21 protein-coding genes are annotated in these 21,467 nt (G+C 56.1%); 6 read left to right on the plus strand and 15 right to left on the minus strand.

Annotation, left to right across the window (positions count from 1 at the left end):
• Nucleotides 1-19 precede the first annotated feature (19 nt).
• Complete coding sequence (locus ACLGE8_RS04430; RefSeq protein ID WP_410996752.1) at nucleotides 20-2,095, plus strand: YccS/YhfK family putative transporter; 2,076 nt, start codon at nucleotides 20-22, stop codon at nucleotides 2,093-2,095.
• On the opposite strand, the gene ACLGE8_RS04435 is transcribed toward ACLGE8_RS04430, so the two are convergent.
• The 3 genes from ACLGE8_RS04435 to ppiA all read right to left on the minus strand — a co-directional run bounded on the left by ACLGE8_RS04435 (nucleotide 2,088) and on the right by ppiA (nucleotide 4,612).
• Nucleotides 2,088-3,305, minus strand: a complete 1,218-nt coding sequence (locus ACLGE8_RS04435) for an aspartate aminotransferase family protein (RefSeq protein ID WP_410996754.1) — start codon at nucleotides 3,303-3,305, stop codon at nucleotides 2,088-2,090. The genes ACLGE8_RS04430 and ACLGE8_RS04435 overlap by 8 nt on opposite strands.
• Before the next feature lie 84 nt (nucleotides 3,306-3,389).
• Nucleotides 3,390-3,953, minus strand: a complete 564-nt coding sequence (gene pabA / locus ACLGE8_RS04440) for an aminodeoxychorismate synthase component 2 (RefSeq protein ID WP_410997121.1) — start codon at nucleotides 3,951-3,953, stop codon at nucleotides 3,390-3,392.
• Between the two features lie 86 nt (nucleotides 3,954-4,039).
• On the minus strand, nucleotides 4,040-4,612 hold the full coding sequence (gene ppiA / locus ACLGE8_RS04445) for a peptidylprolyl isomerase A (RefSeq protein WP_185668972.1): 573 nt from the start codon (nucleotides 4,610-4,612) through the stop codon (nucleotides 4,040-4,042).
• 278 nt (nucleotides 4,613-4,890) lie between these two features.
• On the opposite strand from ppiA, the gene tsgA reads away from it, so the two are divergent.
• The 5 genes from tsgA to ACLGE8_RS04470 all read left to right on the plus strand — a co-directional run bounded on the left by tsgA (nucleotide 4,891) and on the right by ACLGE8_RS04470 (nucleotide 11,246).
• Complete coding sequence (gene tsgA / locus ACLGE8_RS04450) at nucleotides 4,891-6,072, plus strand: MFS transporter TsgA (RefSeq protein ID WP_410996756.1); 1,182 nt, start codon at nucleotides 4,891-4,893, stop codon at nucleotides 6,070-6,072.
• A gap of 403 nt (nucleotides 6,073-6,475) precedes the next feature.
• The gene (gene nirB, locus ACLGE8_RS04455) at nucleotides 6,476-9,019 is read left to right on the plus strand and encodes a nitrite reductase large subunit NirB (protein WP_410996758.1); all 2,544 of its coding nucleotides are present in this window, start codon (nucleotides 6,476-6,478) and stop codon (nucleotides 9,017-9,019) included.
• Nucleotides 9,016-9,342 carry a nitrite reductase small subunit NirD gene (gene nirD / locus ACLGE8_RS04460; protein ID WP_410996760.1) on the plus strand — a complete coding sequence of 109 codons (327 nt, stop codon included), beginning with the start codon at nucleotides 9,016-9,018 and terminating at the stop codon, nucleotides 9,340-9,342. Before nirB ends, nirD begins: the two co-directional genes overlap by 4 nt.
• A 127-nt stretch (nucleotides 9,343-9,469) precedes the next feature.
• Nucleotides 9,470-10,843: a siroheme synthase CysG gene (gene cysG / locus ACLGE8_RS04465; protein ID WP_410996762.1), complete on the plus strand. Its 1,374-nt coding sequence runs from the start codon at nucleotides 9,470-9,472 to the stop codon at nucleotides 10,841-10,843.
• Nucleotides 10,844-11,072: 229 nt separating this feature from the next.
• Complete coding sequence (locus ACLGE8_RS04470; RefSeq protein ID WP_410996764.1) at nucleotides 11,073-11,246, plus strand: DUF4223 family protein; 174 nt, start codon at nucleotides 11,073-11,075, stop codon at nucleotides 11,244-11,246.
• Between the two features lie 70 nt (nucleotides 11,247-11,316).
• On the opposite strand, the gene trpS is transcribed toward ACLGE8_RS04470, so the two are convergent.
• The 12 genes from trpS to ACLGE8_RS04530 form a co-directional block, all read right to left on the minus strand.
• Entirely contained in the window at nucleotides 11,317-12,321 is a 1,005-nt protein-coding gene (gene trpS / locus ACLGE8_RS04475) for a tryptophan--tRNA ligase (RefSeq protein ID WP_395596892.1), read from the minus strand.
• Entirely contained in the window at nucleotides 12,314-13,075 is a 762-nt protein-coding gene (gene gph / locus ACLGE8_RS04480; protein ID WP_410996766.1) for a phosphoglycolate phosphatase, read from the minus strand. Before gph ends, trpS begins: the two co-directional genes overlap by 8 nt.
• Nucleotides 13,068-13,745, minus strand: coding sequence for a ribulose-phosphate 3-epimerase (rpe, locus tag ACLGE8_RS04485; RefSeq protein ID WP_410996768.1), 678 nt, complete (start codon nucleotides 13,743-13,745; stop codon nucleotides 13,068-13,070). Before rpe ends, gph begins: the two co-directional genes overlap by 8 nt.
• A gap of 34 nt (nucleotides 13,746-13,779) precedes the next feature.
• Nucleotides 13,780-14,613, minus strand: a complete 834-nt coding sequence (dam, locus tag ACLGE8_RS04490) for an adenine-specific DNA-methyltransferase (protein WP_410996770.1) — start codon at nucleotides 14,611-14,613, stop codon at nucleotides 13,780-13,782.
• A 109-nt stretch (nucleotides 14,614-14,722) separates the two neighbouring features.
• On the minus strand, nucleotides 14,723-16,012 hold the full coding sequence (gene damX, locus ACLGE8_RS04495) for a cell division protein DamX (protein ID WP_410996772.1): 1,290 nt from the start codon (nucleotides 16,010-16,012) through the stop codon (nucleotides 14,723-14,725).
• Nucleotides 16,013-16,096: 84 nt separating this feature from the next.
• The gene (gene aroB, locus ACLGE8_RS04500; protein WP_220440252.1) at nucleotides 16,097-17,191 is read right to left on the minus strand and encodes a 3-dehydroquinate synthase; all 1,095 of its coding nucleotides are present in this window, start codon (nucleotides 17,189-17,191) and stop codon (nucleotides 16,097-16,099) included.
• Between the two features lie 56 nt (nucleotides 17,192-17,247).
• Nucleotides 17,248-17,769: a shikimate kinase AroK gene (gene aroK / locus ACLGE8_RS04505; RefSeq protein WP_185668982.1), complete on the minus strand. Its 522-nt coding sequence runs from the start codon at nucleotides 17,767-17,769 to the stop codon at nucleotides 17,248-17,250.
• 281 nt (nucleotides 17,770-18,050) lie between these two features.
• A complete protein-coding gene (gene hofQ, locus ACLGE8_RS04510; protein WP_410996775.1) occupies nucleotides 18,051-19,283 on the minus strand; it encodes a DNA uptake porin HofQ in 1,233 nt (410 codons plus the stop codon).
• Nucleotides 19,165-19,599: a HofP DNA utilization family protein gene (locus tag ACLGE8_RS04515; protein WP_410996777.1), complete on the minus strand. Its 435-nt coding sequence runs from the start codon at nucleotides 19,597-19,599 to the stop codon at nucleotides 19,165-19,167. The genes hofQ and ACLGE8_RS04515 overlap by 119 nt, the downstream gene beginning before the upstream one ends.
• Nucleotides 19,589-20,056 (minus strand): hypothetical protein, encoded by a 468-nt coding sequence (locus tag ACLGE8_RS04520; RefSeq protein ID WP_410996779.1) that lies wholly within the window; start codon nucleotides 20,054-20,056, stop codon nucleotides 19,589-19,591. Before ACLGE8_RS04520 ends, ACLGE8_RS04515 begins: the two co-directional genes overlap by 11 nt.
• Nucleotides 20,043-20,582 (minus strand): PilN domain-containing protein, encoded by a 540-nt coding sequence (locus tag ACLGE8_RS04525; protein ID WP_410996781.1) that lies wholly within the window; start codon nucleotides 20,580-20,582, stop codon nucleotides 20,043-20,045. The genes ACLGE8_RS04520 and ACLGE8_RS04525 overlap by 14 nt, the downstream gene beginning before the upstream one ends.
• On the minus strand, nucleotides 20,579-21,358 hold the full coding sequence (locus tag ACLGE8_RS04530; RefSeq protein WP_410996783.1) for a pilus assembly protein: 780 nt from the start codon (nucleotides 21,356-21,358) through the stop codon (nucleotides 20,579-20,581). The genes ACLGE8_RS04525 and ACLGE8_RS04530 overlap by 4 nt, the downstream gene beginning before the upstream one ends.
• Between the last annotated feature and the right edge of the window lie 109 nt (nucleotides 21,359-21,467).

Genomic DNA, 21,467 nt, shown 5'->3' on the forward strand with positions numbered 1-21,467 from the left:
CCATTTTTGTTTTCCCCCTATGTGGCGCAGGCTGATTTACCACCCGGAAGTCAACTATGCACTGCGGCAAACGCTGGTGTTATGCCTGCCGGTTGCCATCGGGCTGCTTCTCGGCCACCTCCAGCAAGGTTTGCTGTTCTCCTTAGTGCCCGCCTGCTGCAATATCGCTGGCCTCGACACGCCGCATAAACGCTTCTTTAAGCGCCTGATTATCGGCGGCTGCCTGTTTGCCGGCTGTAGCCTTGCCGTGCAACTGCTGCTGGCGGACGATATTCCCTTACCGTTGATTCTCACCGGGCTGGCGCTGCTACTTGGCGTCACGGCAGAAATCAGCGCGCTACACGGGCGGCTACTGCCCGCCTCGCTAATTGCCTCCATCTTTACGCTAAGCCTGGCGGGTAATATGCCCATCTGGGAGCCGTTGCTGCTCTACGCGCTAGGCACGCTGTGGTACGGGCTGTTTAACTGGTGGTGGTTCTGGATGTGGCGCGAACAGCCGCTGCGGGAATCGCTGAGCCTGCTCTATCGCCAGCTCGCCGAATACTGTGAAGCGAAATATAGCCTGCTGACGCAGCACACCGACCCGAGCACCGCGCTACCGCCGTTGCTGACTCGCCAGCAAAAAGTGGTGGATCTGATCTCCCAGTGCTACCAGCAGTTGCACATGCTTGCGGCGAATCAGCATAACGATTACAAGCGCCTGCTGCGCGCCTTCCAGGTGGGGCTCGATTTACAGGAGCACATCTCCGTCAGCCTGCACCAACCGGAAGAGGTGCAAAAGCTGGTTGAACGCAGCCACGCCGAAGCGGTGATCCGCTGGAATGCGCAGACCGTCGCCGCGCGTCTGCGCGTGCTGGCGGATGACATCCTTTATCACCGCTACCCGACTCGCTTCAACATGGATAAGCAGATTGGCGCGCTGGAAAAAATTGCCGACCAGCACCCGGACAACCCGGTCGGCCAGTTCTGCGCCTGGCACTTTAGCCGCATCGCCCGCGTGCTGCGCTCCCAGCGCCCACTCTACCCGCGCAACCTGATGGCCGATAAAGAGCGCCGCCTGCCTCTGCTCCCGGCGCTTAAAAACTACCTGTCGCTGAAATCCCCGGCGCTGCGTAATGCCGCCCGGCTCAGCGTGATGCTCAGCATCGCCAGCCTGATGGGTGCCGCGCTGCATCTGCCAAAGCCTTACTGGATCCTGATGACGGTGCTACTGGTCACGCAAAACGGCTATGGCGCGACCCGCGTACGTATTTTCCACCGCGCGGCAGGTACGCTGGCGGGGTTAGTAATTGCCGCCGTGGTTCTGCACTTCCACACCTCAGAAGGGCTGGCGTTAACGGGCATGCTGATCGTCACGCTGGGGAGCTACCTGATTATCCGTCGTCACTACGGCTGGGCCACCGTTGGCTTTACCATCACCGCGGTATATACCCTGCAAATTCTGACGCTGAACGGCGAGCAGTTTATCGTCGCGCGCTTTATCGATACCATCATCGGCTGCCTGATTGCCTTTGGCGGCATGATCTGGCTGTGGCCGCAGTGGCAGAGCGGCCAGCTGCGGCAAAATGCCCAGGCGGCGCTGGAGGCCGACCAGGAAGCTATTCGTCTTATCCTGAGCCCCGACCCGCAGGCACCAAAGCTTGCCTACCAGCGGATGCGCGTCAACCAGGCACACAACACGCTCTTCAACACGCTGAATCAGGCCATGCAGGAGCCGGGCTTCAACCCGCGCTATCTGGAAGACATGAAGCTGTGGGTCACCCATAGTCAGTTTATCGTCGAGCACATCAACGCCATGACTACGCTGGCGCGCGAGCACAACATGCTGACGCCGGACCTTGCGCAGCAGTATCTGGAGTCCTGTGAGGTTGCCCTTCAGCGCTGTCAGCAGCGTCTGGAGTACGATGAAGCGGGAAGCAGCGGTGAGGTGAATATTATGGAGTCGCCGGATGCGCTGTCCCACGGGCCGTTAAGCACCATGGAACAGCATCTTCAGCGTATTCTGGGGCATCTGAGCACTATGCACACCATCTCGTCGGTGGCCTGGCGGCAGCGCCCCCGTCATGGAGGCTGGTTAAAACGACGGACTAGCTAACGATTTTAGCGACCGCCTGAGCGAAGCGCTGCATCCCTTCGTCGATATCCACCTCTTCCACCACCAGCGATGGCGCAAAGCGCATCACGTCCGGCCCTGCGTTCAGAACCATCACGCCAACGTCCGCCGCTGCGTAGAGGAAATCACGCGCCCGGCCTTTATATTTCTCGTTCAGCGCCGCGCCAATCAGCAGACCCATACCGCGCACGTCGCTAAAGACATCGTACTTCGCGTTGATGTGCTGCAGATGCTGCACAAAGCGCTCGCGCTTGGCGTTCACGCCGTTCAGCACTTCCGGGGTGTTGATAATATCGAATGCCGCACCGGCTACCGCGCAGGCCAGCGGGTTACCGCCGTAGGTGGAGCCGTGTGAGCCGACGTGGAACGCGCTGGCAATCTCATTGGTGGTCAGCATCGCGCTCACCGGGAAGCCACCGCCCAACGCTTTGGCGCTGGTGAGAATATCTGGCGTCACGCCATAGTGCATATAGGCAAACAGCGAGCCGGTACGCCCCATGCCGCTTTGCACTTCATCAAATACCAGCAGCGCCTGATGCTTATCGCACAGCGCGCGCAGGCCCTGTAAGAACTCAGGGGTCGCCGCCAGCACGCCACCTTCGCCCTGAATCGGCTCAACTACGATGGCGCAGGTATGATCATCGATTACCGCTTCCACCGCATGCAGGTCGTTAAACGGTACGTGGACGATATCGGCGGGTTTCGGGCCAAAGCCGTCGGAGTACTTCGGCTGCCCGCCAACGGAGACGGTAAACAGCGAACGGCCGTGGAAGGCATTATGGAAAGCGATGATTTTAGTTTTGTACGGGCTATGACGGGTAGAGGCGTAGTAGCGCGCCAGCTTAAAAGCCGTTTCGTTCGCTTCCGTCCCGGAGTTCATAAACACCACGCGCTCGGCGAAGGTCGCGTCTACCAGCTTCTGGCCCAGACGCAGCGCCGGCTCGTTGGTGAAAACGTTACTGGTGTGCCACAGCGTTTCGCCCTGGGTTTTCAGCGCTTCAACCAGTGCCGGATGACAGTGGCCTAACGCAGTCACCGCGATACCGCCCGCGAAATCAACGTACTCTTTGCCTTGCTGATCCCACACGCGGCTCCCTTTACCTTTCACCGGAATAAATTCCGCCGGTGCATAGATTGGCAAAATGACCTGATCGAAGGTCGCGCGGCTAATAGCAGGTTGTTTGGTTTCCATGTCATGCCCTTCTGCAAACGATGAAGCAATGATTGTGAGAATTTATCCACAAAATATGCATAAAAAATCACGTCATGGCAACTACTATCGCGTGAGGAAGTTTGCCAGTAGCGCGTGGCCCTGCTCGCTGAGAATGCTTTCCGGGTGGAACTGCACCCCTTCCAGATCCCATTCACGGTGGCGAATACCCATAATTTCCCCCGTTTCGCTGCGGGCCGTTACCTCAAAGCAGTCGGGCAACGTTGCGGGATCGATCAGCAGTGAATGGTAGCGTGTCACGGTAAGTGGATTATTCAGGCCGCGGAACACGCCCTGCTGCTGATGGGTAATCGGCGAGGTTTTGCCGTGCATCACTTTCTCGGCACGAACAATTCGCGCACCGAATGCCTGAGCAATCGCCTGATGGCCCAAGCAGACGCCCAGCAGCGGTGTTTTACCCGCATAGCGGCGAATAGCATCAAGGGAGATACCGGCTTCATCCGGCGTGCAGGGGCCCGGGGAAATCACGATTTTGTCTGGGGAGAGCGCGTCGATGTCATCAAGGGTGATGTCATCATTACGTTTGACCGTAACGCTGGTACCTAGCTCACAGAAATACTGGTAGAGGTTCCAGGTAAAGGAATCGTAGTTATCAATCAGCAGGATCATGGCGGCTCCGGTCATTCAATCTGCCGCCATTCTACCAACTTTAGTGACGGGGCGGCAGCCTCATGCCAGATGCCGCCCCGTACTGATTACGGCAGGACTTTCGCAGAGAGGATCACAATCGGCTTGGACGGCACATTCTGGTACGGCCCAACGTTGTGAGTCGGCACCTGGGCAATTTTGTCTGCCACGTCCATCCCTTTCACAACCTTACCAAATACCGCGTAGCCAAAGTCACGCTGGCCGTGATCCAGGAAGGCGTTATCCGCGACGTTGATAAAGAACTGGCTGGTTGCGCTGTCCTTGTCAGCGGTACGCGCCATTGCAATGGTGCCGCGGGTGTTGCGCAGGCCATTGTCAGCTTCGTTTTTGATCGGTGGATTCGGCTGCTTCTGCTGCATCTGTTCGTTGAAACCGCCGCCCTGAACCATAAAGCCCGGGATCACGCGGTGGAACGTGGTGTTGTTATAAAAGCCGCTATTAACGTATTTCAGGAAGTTTTCAACGGAGACCGGCGCCTTCTGGCTATCCAGCTGCAACTCGATGTTGCCAGCAGAAGTGGTCAGCAGCACGTGCGGATCGTTTTTCGCCGCTAACGCCGCAGGCGCAACCGCAGAGAGTGCAAACACAGCCGCCATGGCCGCCAGAGTGGATTTGAGCATGAGAATTCCTTTAACGGTGCAGTAGAGAAAGCAAGTGGCTTGATTCTAAAGAGGGATAGCCCCTCAGGCCAGTGCTTTACTAAAGTTTACGCGGCTGAAACGGTTAATAATGATCAGGGTAAGAATGTGCTGATTTCATTATGTGATCTAGATCACATTGAAAAATGTAATAAGAGAGCACTTGCGTAATAAAACTATTAATACGTCACGCCAATGACTAAAATCTGCTCGCTCAGCGCAGAGTCAATGCGCTTTACACAACTATTCACAGGCCAGTCATGACTAACAGCAACCGTACCAAGCTCACATGGATCAGCTTTTTCTCCTACGCCCTTACCGGCGCGTTGGTAATTGTCACCGGGATGGTGATGGGAAATATCGCCGATTACTTTAATCTGCCCGTTTCCAGCATGAGTAACACCTTTACCTTCCTGAACGCAGGGATCCTGATCTCTATCTTCCTCAATGCCTGGCTGATGGAAATTGTGCCGCTGAAAACCCAGCTGCGCTTCGGCTTTATTTTGATGGTGCTGGCGGTTATCGGGCTGATGACCAGCCATAGCCTGGCGCTGTTCTCTGCGGCAATGTTCGTGCTTGGCCTGGTCAGCGGGATCACCATGTCGATTGGTACCTTCCTGATCACCCATATGTATGAAGGTCGCCAGCGCGGCGCGCGTCTGCTGTTTACCGACTCCTTCTTCAGCATGGCCGGGATGATCTTCCCGATGCTCGCCGCCTGGCTGCTGGCACGTACCATTGAGTGGTACTGGGTTTACGCCTGCATCGGCCTCATCTATGTTGCTATCTTCGTACTGACCCTCGGCTGTGAATTCCCGGTTCTGGGTAAAAAAGCGCAAACCAGCGACCAGCCGGTAGTGAAAGAAAAATGGGGCATCGGCGTGCTGTTCCTGTCCATCGCTGCACTGTGCTACATCCTCGGCCAGCTGGGCTTCATCTCCTGGGTACCGGAATACGCTAAAGGTCTGGGCATGAGCCTGAACGACGCGGGCCAGCTGGTCAGCGATTTCTGGATGTCCTATATGTTCGGTATGTGGGCCTTCAGCTTTATTCTGCGCTTCTTCGACCTGCAGCGTATTCTGACCGTTCTGGCCGGTATCGCGACCGTGATGATGTACCTGTTCAACCACGGCGAGCCGCAGCATCTGGTCTGGTTCATCCTGACTCTGGGCTTCTTCTCCAGCGCTATCTATACCTCCATCATTACACTGGGTTCGCTGCAAACTAAAATCGCCTCACCAAAACTGGTTAACTTTGTCCTGACCTGCGGCACCATCGGCACCATGCTGACCTTCGTGGTCACCGGCCCTATCGTTGCCCATAGCGGCCCTCTGGCGGCGCTGACAACGGCAAATGGTCTGTACGCCGTGGTGTTTGTGATGTGTCTTATCCTCGGCTTTGTGAGCCGTCATCGCCAGCATGCGGCGAGCGCGTCTCACTAATCTGCCTCGCCCCTTTTCGCCGTGAAAAGGGGCGCATTTCCTTCCTCCAGATGCTGCGCCACCTTTCCGTTGTAGGCCGGATAAGCGAAGCGCCATCCGGCAATGTGCCGCAGAGCGCCGGATGGCGCTTCGCTTATCCGGCCTACAGGAGGTGGACTGAGGATGCCTAAAACCTCTTTCAAAGCTAACAAACATCCCCCCTCTCCTTTCGCCGATTTTTCACTCTTTTCGCTCAAAAAATAAACACCACATAAAGTTGAGTATTTTCCGCAACTTACAAAAACACTTAAAAATCATAACTCTACTCATTAAGGGGTAGGTAAAGGCTAAATTGATTTGTATCAATAATCCCAATAGCTGAATCGTTAAGGTAGGCAGTATTAGAATAGAAATCGAGGCAAAAATGAGCAAAGTCAGACTCGCAATTATCGGTAACGGCATGGTCGGCCACCGCTTTATCGAGGATCTTCTCGATAAGTCCGACGCAGGCCAGTTCGATATCACCGTCTTCTGTGAAGAACCCCGCATCGCCTACGACCGCGTCCACCTCTCCTCCTACTTCTCTCACCACACGGCAGAAGAGCTGTCACTGGTGCGCGAAGGCTTCTATGAGAAGCACGGCGTGAAGGTACTGGTCGGCGAACGCGCTATAACCATCAACCGTAAAGAGAAGGTGATCCACTCCAGCGCAGGCCGTACCGTCTTTTATGACAAGCTGATTATGGCGACCGGCTCCTATCCGTGGATCCCGCCAATCAAAGGGTCTGAAACTCAGGACTGCTTCGTTTACCGTACCATTGAAGATCTAAACGCCATTGAAGCCTGTGCTCGCCGTAGCAAACGCGGTGCGGTAGTCGGCGGCGGCCTGCTCGGCCTCGAAGCAGCAGGCGCGCTGAAAAACCTCGGCGTGGAAACCCACGTGATTGAATTCGCCCCAATGCTGATGGCTGAACAGCTCGATCAGATGGGCGGCGAACAGCTCAAGCGTAAAATTGAAAGCATGGGTGTGAAAGTTCACACCAGCAAAAACACCAAAGAGATTGTCCAGGAAGGCGAAAACGGCCGTAAGACCATGCGCTTTGCCGACGGCAGCCAGCTGGAAATCGACTTTATCGTCTTCTCCACCGGTATTCGCCCACGCGACAAGCTGGCTACCCAGTGTGGCCTGGAAGTCGGCCAGCGCGGCGGTATCCTGATTAACGACAGCTGCCAGACCTCTGACCCGGATATCTACGCAATCGGCGAATGCGCCAGCTGGAAAAACCGCGTCTACGGCCTGGTCGCGCCGGGTTATAAAATGGCGCAGGTCGCCGTTGACCATATCCTTGGTACACCAAACGCCTTCCAGGGCGCGGACATGAGCGCCAAGCTGAAGCTGCTGGGCGTAGACGTCGGTGGTATCGGCGATGCCCACGGCCGCACACCGGGCGCGCGCAGCTATGTCTACCTCGACGAAAGCAAAGAAGTCTATAAACGCCTGATCGTAAGCGCAGACAACAAAACCCTGCTCGGCGCGGTACTGGTTGGTGATACCAGCGACTATGGCAACCTGTTGCAACTGGCGCTGAACGCTATCGAACTGCCGGAAAACCCGGATTCACTGATCCTGCCAGCTCACGCCAGCGGCGGTAAACCGTCTATCGGCGTCGATAAACTGCCGGACAGCGCGCAAATTTGCTCCTGCTTTGACGTCTCCAAAGGCGACCTGATTGCCGCTATCAACAAAGGCTGCCACACCGTTGCAGCACTGAAAGCCGAAACCAAAGCCGGGACCGGCTGCGGCGGCTGTATTCCGCTGGTGACCCAGGTGCTGAACGCCGAGCTGGCGAAACAGGGCATCGAAGTGAACCACAGCCTGTGTGAACACTTCGCCTTTACCCGTCAGGAGCTGTATCACCTGATCCGCGTAGAAGGCATCAAAACCTTCGACGAGCTGCTGGCAAAATACGGCAAAGGCTACGGTTGTGAAGTCTGTAAACCAACCGTCGGTTCTCTGCTGGCCTCCTGCTGGAACGAATACATCCTGAAGCCGCAGCATACGCCGCTGCAGGACAGCAACGACAACTTCCTGGCAAACATCCAGAAAGACGGCACCTACTCCGTGATCCCACGTTCTGCGGGCGGTGAAATCACCCCGGAAGGTCTGGTGGCCGTAGGCCGTATCGCGAGTGAGTTCAACCTGTACACCAAAATCACCGGTTCCCAGCGTATTGGCCTGTTCGGTGCGCAGAAAGATGACCTGCCGGAAATCTGGCGTCAGCTGATTGAAGCTGGCTTTGAAACCGGTCATGCCTATGCCAAGGCGCTGCGTATGGCGAAAACCTGCGTAGGGAGCACCTGGTGCCGTTATGGCGTGGGTGACAGCGTAGGCTTCGGCGTAGAGCTGGAAAACCGCTACAAGGGCATCCGTACGCCGCATAAGATGAAGTTTGGCGTCTCCGGCTGTACCCGCGAATGTGCGGAAGCTCAGGGTAAAGATGTCGGTATTATCGCCACCGAGAAAGGCTGGAACCTCTACGTTTGCGGTAACGGCGGGATGAAACCGCGCCATGCAGACCTGCTGGCCGCTGACCTCGATCGCGATACGCTGGTGAAATACCTCGACCGCTTCATGATGTTCTACATCCGCACCGCCGATAAGCTGACGCGTACCGCGCCGTGGCTGGATAACCTGGAAGGCGGTATTGACTACCTGCGTTCCGTTATCATCGACGACAAACTGGGGCTGAACCAGCACCTGGAAGAAGAGATCGCCCGTCTGCGCGAAGCATTTGCCTGCGAATGGACCGAGACCGTAAACGACCCGGCCGCCCAGGTACGCTTCAAACACTTTATCAACAGCGAACAACGTGACCCGAACGTTCAAATCGTGGCAGAACGTGCCCAGCACCGCCCTGCTACGCCGTATGAACGTATTCCGGTCACTCTGGTGGAGGAAAACGCATGAGCCAGTGGGTAAATATCTGCAAGATTGACGCGATCCTGCCAGCAACAGGCGTCTGTGCACTGCTGGGTAACCAGCAAGTTGCCGTGTTCCGTCCGTATGCCGACAACCAGGTCTTCGCCATCAGCAACATCGACCCATTCTTCGAGTCGAGCGTGCTGTCACGCGGCCTGATTGCTGAACATCAGGGCGAACTATGGGTGGCAAGTCCGCTGAAAAAACAGCGCTTCCGCCTGCGTGACGGCCTGTGCATGGAAGACGAAAATCATTCCGTCGCTCATTACGAGGTTCGCGTCAAAGACGGCCAGGTACAGATCAAGGCCTGATCGTTCTCGGCATAAGTAATATTAAAAACTATGACCTTAGGGGGGGTAACAGCGGGAAAAATCGTATATTACATACAATAACTGCTGTTATCCTTACCCACATTTACCTATTCCGTGAGGTTACCCCTTGGATCACTTACCCATTTTTTGCCAACTGCGCGATCGCGACTGTTTGCTGGTCGGCGGCGGTGATGTCGCCGAGCGTAAAGCGCGGCTGTTACTGGACGCAGGCGCTCGCCTGACGGTAAACGCACGGGATTACGTTCCGCAGTTCCACGTCTGGTCGGAGGCTGGCATGTTGACGCTGGTGCAGGGTGATTTCCAACCCGCGCTGCTCGACCCATGCTGGCTGGCGATTGCCGCAACCGATGATGACGTGGTGAACCAGCAGGTCAGCGATGCGGCCGAAGCGCGGCGCATCTTCTGCAACGTGGTCGATGCGCCGAAAGCGGCGAGCTTTATCATGCCGTCGATTATCGACCGCTCACCGCTGATGGTCGCAGTCTCTTCCGGCGGCACCTCACCGGTGCTGGCGCGTCTGCTACGCGAGAAGCTGGAAGCGCTGCTGCCGCAGCATCTGGGACAGGTTGCCTCCTATGCCGGACAACTGCGCACACAGGTGAAGAAAAAGTTCGCAACGATGGGCGAGCGTCGTCGTTTCTGGGAAAAGCTGTTTGAGAATGACCGTCTGGCACAATCGCTAGCCAACCAGGATCAGCAGGCCATTGATGACACCACAGAACAGCTGCTGAACACGCCGCTGGATCACCGCGGCGAAGTGGTGCTGGTTGGCGCCGGTCCGGGCGATGCCGGGCTGCTGACGCTAAAAGGTCTGCAGCAGATCCAACAGGCAGACGTGGTGGTTTATGACCGCCTGGTCTCCGACGATATTATGAATCTGGTTCGCCGCGACGCGGACCGCGTATTTGTGGGTAAACGTGCAGGCTACCACTGCGTACCTCAGGAAGAGATTAACCAGATCCTGCTGCGCGAAGCCCAGCAGGGCAAGCGAGTAGTGCGTCTGAAAGGCGGCGACCCGTTCATTTTTGGCCGCGGCGGCGAAGAGCTGGAAACGCTGTGCCACGCCGGCATTCCCTTCTCCGTCGTACCGGGCATTACCGCCGCCTCTGGCTGTTCCGCCTATTCCGGTATTCCGCTGACCCACCGCGATTACGCCCAGAGCGTGCGCCTGGTTACCGGGCACTTGAAAACCGGCGGCGAGTTGGACTGGGAAAACCTGGCGGCTGAAAAGCAGACGCTGGTGTTTTACATGGGGCTGAATCAGGCCGCTACCATCCAGCAAAAGCTGATTGAACACGGTATGCAGGCAGACATGCCGGTGGCTATCGTCGAGAACGGTACCGCGATTAACCAGCGCGTAGTGGATGGGCAACTGTCCCAGCTTGGCGAACTGGCTGAGCAGATGGCAAGCCCGGCGCTGATTATCGTCGGCCGCGTAGTGGGTCTGCGCAGCAAGCTGAACTGGTTCTCAAACCATTAAGTTCATTGGGCGCTATTCCGCTCTGGATAGCGCCTTTTTATAACACCTTAAATCGCTTTCCCCGTAATAATTAGCCATTCTTAAATCTTCATTTAGTTAATTACACGATTGAGTCAATTGACTTACTTATTGCATTTCGCGTTATATATCCACGGCCTAATTCAAACGTGTTTATAAAGCATATGGAATTATGCATATATAAAATCATTTAATTTATAGGGATTATAAAATGAAAAACATGCTTAAAGTCGCGGCGTTGCTGCTCGCAGTATCCACCATGACCGCCTGCACCGGCAGCATCCAGAACAAAAACAACAACTGTTCGTACGACTATTTATTACACCCAGCCATTTCTATTTCTAAAATGATTGGCGGTTGTGGCGATACGGCAGCAGTAAAATAATTAAAAATCTATTTATATAGAAAATAAAAAACCGGGAAATATCCCGGTTTTTTATTTATCGAGGCGACTATTATGGCTTAGCCACGAAACCAATCGCTTCGTACACCGCTTTCAGCGTTTGTGAAGCACGTGCGCTGGCTTTATCGGCCCCGTCTTTCATGATCTTCTGCAGGAACGCTTCGTCGTTGCGGAAGCGGTTATAACGCTCCTGCAGCTCGGTCAGCATACCGGAAACGGCTTCTGCCACTTCGCCCTTCAGGTGGCCATACATCTTGCCTTCGAAGTGTTTTTCCAGCTCTGGAATGCTCTGACCAGTCACGCCAGAGAGAATATCCAGCAGGTTAGAGACGCCCGCTTTCTCTTTCAGATCGTAACGGATAACAGGCGGCTCTTCGGAGTCGGTCATGGCGCGTTTGATCTTCTTGACCACGGATTTCGGGTCTTCCAGCAGGCCAATCACGTTGTTACGGTTATCGTCAGACTTGGACATCTTCTTCGTCGGTTCGAGCAGCGACATCACGCGCGCGCCGGACTTAGGGATAAACGGCTCAGGCACTTTGAACACGTCACCATAAATGGCGTTGAAACGCTGGGCAATATCGCGGCTCAGTTCAAGGTGCTGCTTCTGATCTTCGCCTACCGGCACCTGATTGGTCTGATACAGCAGAATATCTGCCGCCATCAGCACCGGATAGTCAAACAGACCGGCGTTGATGTTTTCCGCGTAGCGGGCGGATTTATCTTTGAACTGGGTCATGCGGCTCAGCTCACCGAAATAGGTGTAGCAGTTCAGCGCCCAGCCCAGCTGTGCGTGTTCCGGCACATGAGACTGTACGAAGATGGTGCTTTTTTCCGGGTCGATACCGCAGGCCAGATACAGCGCCAGCGTGTCGAGCGTCGCTTTACGCAGCGCCTGCGGGTCCTGGCGGACGGTAATCGCATGCTGGTCGACGATACAGTAGATGCAGTGATAGTCGTCCTGCATGTTGACCCACTGACGCAGTGCACCCATGTAGTTACCGATGGTCAGTTCACCTGACGGCTGTGCGCCGCTAAATACGATGGGCTTAGTCATGTTCTGATTCCTGATGTTCACTGTGCGCAAACCCGAGAGCGGGCAGCAGTTCATTAAAATGGTCGAAGATAATATCCGGCTCGCTGAGCGCGATGGCTTCACCATAGTTATAGCCGTAGGTCAGGCCGACGGAGGCGCAGCCCGCCGCTTTAGCGGCTTGAATATCGTTACGGGAGTCGCCGACGAACAGCAGCGCTTCCGGCGCTAACGCCAGCTTCTCCGCCACTTTCAGCAGCGGTTCCGGATGTGGCTTTTTGTTCTGCACGTCATCCCCGCCAATCACCACGGTGAAGTAGTCCGCAATGCCCAAAGATTCGAGAATCGGTGCCACAAACGGCGTCGGCTTATTGGTTACCAGCGCTAGCGGCAGGCCATTGGCGTGCAGCGCCGCCAATGTATCGGCGACGTGAGGGAACAGGAAGCTGCCCTCTTCGGCGAACTCGGCGTAGTAGCGATCGAACAGGCGACGCAGCACGCGAAGCTGCTCGTCCTGAGGAATATCGTGGCTATCCACCGACGGTTTACCCTGAGTGGCACGCTGGCTCGCACGTTCCTGGCGGGCCCAGATGAGGGCACGTTCCATCAGAACATCGGCACCGTTACCAATCCAGGTGACGACGCGGTCTTCACCTGCAACCGGAAGCTCAAGCGCATAAAGCGCGCTATCAACGGCGGCGGTCAGCCCCGGCGCGCTGTCTACCAGCGTGCCATCGAGGTCAAACGCGACGCCGCGAATGGTCTGCAATTTATCCATGACTTACCTTTGCCAGTTCACTGCGCATTTCATCAATGACTTTTTTGTAGTCTGGTTGGTCAAAAATCGCCGAGCCCGCGACAAACATGTCCGCTCCGGCCGCCGCGATTTCGCTAATATTGTTCACCTTCACACCGCCATCCACTTCCAGACGAATGTCATAGCCGGACTCATCGATACGGCGACGGACTTCGCGCAGTTTATCGAGGGTATGAGGGATAAAGGATTGCCCACCAAAGCCCGGGTTAACCGACATCAGCAGGATGACGTCGAGCTTATCCATCACGTAGTCAAGGTAGGTCAGCGGGGTTGCCGGATTAAACACCAGTCCTGCTTTACAGCCGTGCTCTTTAATCAGCTGCAACGTACGGTCTACGTGTTCGGAAGCTTCAGGGTGGAAAGTGATGATGCTGGCGCCTGCGGCGGCAAAATCCGGAACCAGACGGTCAACTGGCTTCACCATCAGGTGAACGTCGATTGGCGCGGTGATGCCGTAGTTACGCAGCGCTTTCAGCACCATCGGGCCGATGGTCAGGTTCGGCACGTAATGGTTATCCATAACATCGAAATGAACCACATCCGCCCCGGCAGCCATCGCGCGGGCAGTATCTTCGCCTAAACGGGCAAAATCGGCCGACAAAATTGAAGGGGCAATCAGGTACTGTTTCATCCGCATCTCCTCAGAGCCTATCCATTAGGGTCTTTTAACGTTGTTTTTTTCCAGGCGGGCGATATAGGGCCAGCAGTTCGTCCACCTTTTTACGTGTGCCGCCGTTGCGGCTAATGCTGCGACGAACCTTTACGGTATACGTTTCCGCCGCATTTTTGTACCACTCCAGCGTCAGCGGCGTGCGATGGTTGGAAATCAGCACGGGAATTCGCTTCGCCACCAGCTCTTCGGCCTTATTCGCCAGAAATGCCTGTTGCTCCAGGCTAAAGCTGTTGGTGTGATACGCCGTGAAGTTCGCCGTCGCCGACAGCGGAGCATACGGCGGATCGCAATACACCACGGAACGCGCATCTGCACGAGTCATACAGGTTTCATACGATTCGCAGTAGAACTCAGCATTCTGCGCCTTTTCAGCAAAGTGGCGCAGTTCGGCTTCCGGGAAATAGGGCTTCTTATAGCGCCCAAACGGGACGTTAAACTCACCGCGCAGGTTGTAGCGGCACAGACCGTTATAGCCGTGGCGGTTGAGGTATAAAAACAGCACTGCGCGATGGAACAGGTCGGTACTACGGTTAAACTCTTCGCGCAGCTGGTAGTAGCGATCGGCGTCATTGTTCTCAGGCACAAACATCGTGCGCGCCTGGTCGATGTACTCATCCGAGCGGGTTTTGACGATTTTATAGAGCTCGATGAGGTCGCTGTTAATGTCAGCCAGAATATAACGCGAAAAATCGGTATTCAGGAATACCGATCCAGCACCAACGAAGGGTTCAACCAGACAATCGCCAGCAGGCAGATGATCTCTAATATCGTCGAGCAGAGGGTACTTGCCTCCCGCCCATTTCAGAAAAGCGCGATTTTTTTTCATGCGGCCTGACTAATTACACTTTCTCCGGCTGTGGAGAAAGCTCCGACAGCATCCTGCGCTTCTCCCCTATCCGCACACGGCGACGCGGATAGGGTTATCTTGGTAACGATTATTTCAGGTCAGTCTGTACCTGATGCAGCGGCTTCGCCCACGGATTTTTCGCCTGGACGTCAGCTGGCAGCGTGGTGACAGCATGTTTCGCATCATCTTTAGAGGCGTAGATGCCGCTGACCAGCACGTACCACGGTTGACCGTTACGGGACGTTTCATACACCACGTAGTTTTTCAGGTTCTCTTTCTTCGCCCAACCGTTCAGGTTGTCGTAGTTGGAAGAGGAGCTGAGCTGCAGCGTATAGTGCGAGCCAGAAGCGGTTTTCAGCGCGTTCACATCGCCCGCAGATTTACCGGTTGCCGCCGCAGCAGGTGCTGCTGTAGCCGCCGTTGCGGTTGGCGCGGTAGTGGTCGCTGCTGGTTTCGCCGCTGCGGTTGCCGTCACCGGCGCTTTAACCGGCGCCGCGGTCGCTGCGGTTTCGGTATGCTTCGGCGCAGTCACCGCTGGCTTAGTTTCAACAGGCTTGGTCTGCGCGGTTGGCGCAGGCGTTTTCACCGTTGCCATCGGCTGCGGTTTGGTTTCGATAACCGTGTGCTTGCGTTCCGGACGCGGGGCGGTCGCCGTCTGGCGAGGCGCTTCCGGTGCGGTCACTGCCGGGCGGGCACCGTTGCGGATTGGCGCGACGGTTGCAGGTTCAGTTGGCAGCGTAGAGTTTACTACCGCGCTATCAATCTGACCCTGCTGCTGCGTCAGCGCACTGTTCAGGTCGCCCTGAACCTCAACGCGCTGCTGTCCGTCCGGTGCAGCGTTTTCCTGGCCCTGGGTTGGGGTAGTGGAAATCGGTGGCAGGGAGACGTCCTGCTGCTGCGACGGAGTGTTCTGCTGCGCAGGCTGGGCAGCATTATTTGCCTGGTCGGTGTTGGCATCGCCAGACAGCGAAATACTCTTCTCGGAAGAGGCGCTCTGGTCGTTAGAGGATGGTGCTTTCAGGGCTGAACCGATGCCGACGATCAGCACCAGCAGCACGACAACGCCAAGCCCCATCATGACATACTGGCGGGAGGCCGGTTTACGCGGCGCAGCAGCTTTACGTTTACGCGGGCGGCGCTCTACCACTTCCTCTGCATCGCCCTCTTCGGCATCATCAGATTCATAGTATTCGTCTTCCGGCTCAGCTTCTTCACGCGCTTTGCGACTACGGGACGGACGACGCTCATCAGCATCGAGATCCACATCATCAAAGTTGATCTGTGGCTCGTTGTCACGATCGGAAGACTGACGAGAGCGACCAGTACGACGATCGCTGGGATCGGGTTTCAGCTCGTCTTCTGGTTTAAATTCATCCATTTAACACCCCACTAAAAGGCTTATGCCACGACAATTGCATATCACCTGAAGTTAAAACACCGCGCGAACGCGGCTTGACCTTTCTTATAGTTGCGCTTGCTGAGTATCAGCAATAGCGCCAAGAACCACGTCGTGGGATACGCCACCGCGCACCTCACTTTTCCCGATGGCCAGCGGTAGCACTAACCGCATTTCGCCAGCAAGAACCTTTTTATCTCGCATCATGTGCGGCAGATACGCCTCTGCCGACATTTCCTGCGGGCCAGCAACCGGCAGGCCTGCGCGCTTGAGCAGCGCGATGATACGCTGCGTATCTTCGGCAGCAAACTGCCCCAGACGTTCTGATGTATGTGCGGCCATGACCATACCTGCCGCAACGGCTTCACCATGCAGCCAGTTGCCGTAACCCATCTCGGCTTCGATCGCATGACCGAAAGTATGCCCAAGATTGAGTAAAGCACGTAACCCGGTTTCGCGCTCGTCGGCTGCCACAACATCCGCTTTCAGCTCACAACAACGGCGGATACAGTACGCCATCGCCTTTTCATCGAGCGCCATCAGCGCATCGATGTTCTCTTCCAGCCAGTCAAAGAACGGCGCATCAAGAATGATGCCGTATTTGATCACTTCAGCAAGACCGGAGGAGAGTTCGCGTTTCGGCAACGTTTTCAGGCAGTTCAGGTCAACAACCACGGAGGCTGGCTGCCAGAATGCGCCGATCATGTTTTTGCCGAGAGGGTGGTTGACCGCGGTTTTGCCGCCAACCGAAGAGTCCACCTGAGACAACAAGGTGGTAGGAACCTGAATAAAACGCACGCCGCGCTGATAGCTCGCCGCTGCAAAACCGGTCAAGTCGCCAATAACGCCGCCGCCTAAAGCAACGAGAGTCGTATCGCGACCGTGCGGTTTTTGCAAAAGCGCAGTAAAGACGGTGTCCATGACGGCCAGGCTTTTATACTGTTCGCCGTCCGGCAGAATGACGCTATCAACCTTCACGCCAGCCTGCTCCAGCACGGAACGAACCTGGTCCAGATAGAGCGGTGCCAGCGTTTCGTTGGTGACCAGCATAACCTGATCGCCAGACTTGAGCGGTAAGAAGGAAGCTGGATCGTTAAACAAACCAGCCGCGATGGTTATCGGGTAACTACGTTCCCCGAGAGTTACAGTAAGCCTCTCCATAACGCGACGTCCACCTTAGTTACTTTTATTCGCTGGCGTTCTATTCTGGGCCAGTATTAGTTGCTTTCCAGCATATGGATAATCTGGTTGGCGACAACTTTTGCGCTCTGATCGTCAGTACGGATGGTGACATCCGCAATCTCTTCGTACAGTGGATTACGTTCATCAGCCAGCGCTACAAGCACTTCGCGCGGTGGAGTTTCGACCTGCAGCAGCGGGCGCTTTTTATCGCGCTGAGTACGTGCCAGCTGTTTTTCAATGGTCGTTTCCAGATAGACGACGACACCACGAGCGGAGAGACGATTGCGCGTTTCACGTGATTTTACAGAGCCACCGCCTGTTGCCAGAACAATACCCTGCTTTTCCGTTAACTCATTGATGATTTTTTCTTCGCGGTCACGGAAACCTTCTTCGCCTTCGACATCAAAGACCCAGCCCACGTCAGCGCCTGTTCGTTTCTCAATCTCTTGATCAGAATCGTAAAATTCCATATTGAGCTGTTGAGCCAGCTGGCGCCCAATGGTGCTTTTGCCGGCACCCATAGGCCCAACCAGAAAGATATTGCGTTTCTCTGCCATTTTTTTGGTACTACTAAGACTATTCGTTAATGATAAATCCGCGCCGCAGTCGTTCGCGCGTCGCTGGACATGAACTGAAACCTCTTATGCAATAGAGCGAGAGTCAGACTGAAAATTATCTCAATACTCCGGCTGGTTTGGCAACAGATTAAATCAGCAGACTTCAGGAGGAAGGAATGTTATTCACTGACGCTCAAATCGGTACTCCTTGTATGCTAAATCCGGCCCCACGTCAAACCTGGGAAACACCTTATTCACCAAATCAGCACGTTTCCCCGTCGCTACTGCGCAGAAATAATACGCGGAGTGATAAACACCACCAGCTCGCGCCGCTCATTGTCCTTACCATCATGACGAAAAAGATGGCCCAACAAAGGGATATCCCCAAAGAACGGGACGCTATCGCTGGCATTTTTATTCTTCTGCGAAAAAATGCCGCCCAGCGCCAGCGTTTCACCGCTTTTGACCTCCACCTGGGTTTCAATCTCCTGTTTATCAATCGCCAGCACTTCACCGTCCGCCTGCTGTAGCACCTGGCCGGGCATGTTTTCGCTGATACGCAGTTTCAGGCGAACGCGCTGGTTTTGCAGCACGGTCGGTGTAACCTCCATGCCGAGCACCGCCTCTTTAAACTCCACTGAGGTCGCGCCACTCTCACCGCTGGAGACCTGATAAGGAATTTCGCTGCCCTGTTTGATACTGGCAGGCTGCAAGTGCGAGGCCAGCAGCCGTGGGCTCGCGATGATGTCGACCTTCTGCTTTTGTTCCAGCGCCGAGAGTTCCAGCTCAAGCAGCCGGCCGTTGATTTTCCCGATGTTAAACCCACCGCGCGTCGTGGCGTCAGCAACCGAGAGATCGCTATTTAAGGTGGTGATCTTGCCTGAACCGGTTGCCCCAGCAGCGTCAGCAAGATTCCACTTCACCCCTAATTCTCGTAGGCTGGTTTCAGTAATGGTCACAATATGGGCTGACAGCTCAACTTGCCCAACCGGAATATCCATCTCCTTCGCCCACGCTTCCAGCATCGGGAGGTGCTCCCGGTCATCACGCACAATCAAGCGGTTAGTTCGTTTATCAACGGTGAGCGACCCGCGCGCACTGAGCAATTTGTCCCCTGCTTTTGCCAGATCGCTGGCATCGGCATAGTGCAACACCAGACTGCGATTCATCAGCGGCAGCGTCTGCTGGCGTTTCTCCTTTTCCTGCTGCACTTTCGCCTGCTTCTCTTCACGCCAGCGCTGCGAGTGCACGTAATAGACGCCCCCTTCCTGCGTGAGCACCAGCTCCATTGTGTTGATCACCGTCTGCATCGCCAGCTGCCACGGCAGGTTGCGCAGCTGGAGCGAGACGGTTCCCTGTACCTCCGGGGAGATGACGATATTCTTCTGCTCCAGATCAGCCAGGCTCTGGAGCAGCTGTACGACCGGCACGTCGTCCACCATCAGCGTGACGTTTTTCGCCGGAGCCATCGCTGACACCAGCGTCAGCATCAACAGCACTATCCTTTTTATCATTTGGCGTCCCTTCTCTTTTCCATTGCCAGACACGGGGCTCGCATCCATCACCCGTTTCCACAGTCAGGCTATCCAGCGTGATCACCGTAACCCGCCAGCCCGCATTCAGCGTCTGCCCGATCTCTACACGCCGCCATCGTTCACCCCGCTCCTGCACCACGCCGATCAGCCGCGACGCCGATTGTGCCCCGCCGCGATAGTGCCAGTCAGCAAGCTGAGCTGTCTGACAGGCATCCATCACCGGGGCGAACGGATCCCGCATTCCGCATAGCAGCGGAACGGCGAGTAATAAAAGAAGCGCGCGTTCAGGATTCATCGTCGCGTACCAGCTGCAGGGTAAAACGGAGTACATCGTCGTGCGTCGCCAGAGTAAAACCCACAACCCGCATTCCGCGCTCGGCCAGCCGCAAAAAGATGCCTGGAACGGCATACCACGGCGTATCCAGCGAGATTTCGCCGCCCGCCTCTGAAGGCTGCCAATGGGCAAGGCGGGCGTCAGACCGCTGAAAATCAACCGGAGAGAATGGTGGGATATCCTGTTCTTCCAGCCATGGTGCGGAGCGCGCATCAGCGTTGAGATGAGCGACACGGTGCCAGCGCGCCAGGTATTGCTCGTGCTGTTTCTGCCATACATCGCGGCTTTTTCCCGCCTCAACATAAGCCTGATGTTCGACCCGGTAGCCGCCGTACATCGCTAGCAGCATCAACAGTAGCGCTCCCGCCCCCACCTTCGCCGTGAGAGAGAGCGGCCATAGGCGTTCAAGGTGGCGCATTTCCATTCTCCTCGCGTAATGCATACTGGAACTGCCAACGGCCGGCGCTATCACGCTGGATTTTGCCGGCCTGCCCCAGGCGAAACCCAGGGATAGCTCGGAGCGTTTGTTCAACCTCAGCCAGCGCGGAAACCGGCGTCAACACGCCCGATAGCGACAGCACGCCGTCACGGTAGCTAAGCTCGCTCAGCCACGCCGAAGCGGGAAAATGCGCTGCCAGCGCCAGCAGCCGGGGCGACCAGGCTTCGGTCACCTGTCGCGTACGCTGCCGTTTTTTTAGAGCGGCCTGCTGCTGTAAACCCGCCTGAAGCGCTTGCTCCCGCTGCGCCAGGTGCTGCACCAGCTGCCGCTCTGCTTCGGCATTAAGATTGCTGACCGCCATGATCGGTAGCCAGTACCCACGCCCGATAAACGCCAGCACGCCGCATAACAGCCAGACAACACCGACCCACCCGAGCCAGCGCTGAAGCAATCGCCGAATGCGGCGCTGTCGCCAGGGAAGAAAATTCACCGGTGGGATGTTCACGATGCCGCCCCCATAGCCAGCGCCAGCGCCACCGCAAAGTCATCGCCTCTGACAGGCAACGGTGGATATTTTTGCACCACAGCACTCCAGGGATCGAAACCTTTGTATTCGGTTGGCTGTGCGGTGCAGCACACCAGGCGCTGTGGGCTGACGCCCAGTTGGGCGGCAAGTTGCGTCAGCGAGGGGGCGTCATCAAATGCACAGTGCCCCCAGCCTTCCCGGCTCGCCCAAAGCCACTGCCGGGTATCGCGCCAGACCAGCATGGCATCCTGCGAATCTAAATGCGGCACTAGCGTCTGGAGCGCGCAGGCATCGGGGGTGATCGCCGCAATCTGTAAACGCAGCGCCTGCCCCAGCTGCTGTAGGCGGGCGACATCGTGCTGCTGCGCTGCGGTGACGTTCCATCGCCCTTGTGGCTCCACCAGGTGATAGTCAAAGCAGAGCGATGCCGCGTTCATCTCAAGTTGCTGCGACATCGCGCTGGCAATCCACTGAGTTTGTTCGTTTTCGCGTAGCGACATCGCCGCAAGGGGGAGGTTTTTTTGTAACGTTCTATTGGCCGGAAAGGCCATGCTCACCGCGTGCTGCCAGGGCAACGCCTGCCGCCACGGTTTGAGTACCGCCAGCAGCGCGTCGTCGTCTTGCTGCGCAGACGGCGGTAGCGGCAGTTGCCACCAGCGGCGAAGGGACCAGCCGCTGCGAGTACGCTGAAGCGCAACGATAAAGACGTTATCCTGCTGAATATGAAGACCCATTTGCCAGCATCTGAAAGCCATTTCACGATCATCCTTACGTCACCTCGCGGTGACGGCTATATCAATGCATCTGGCTTGCCTTTATACTACCGCGCGTTTGTTTATAAACTGCCCAAATGACACTTAATGG

Origin of the sequence: Kluyvera sp. 142486, assembly GCF_046569695.1 — a bacterium.
In the GTDB taxonomy this organism is placed as follows: Bacteria; Pseudomonadota; Gammaproteobacteria; order Enterobacterales; family Enterobacteriaceae; genus Kluyvera.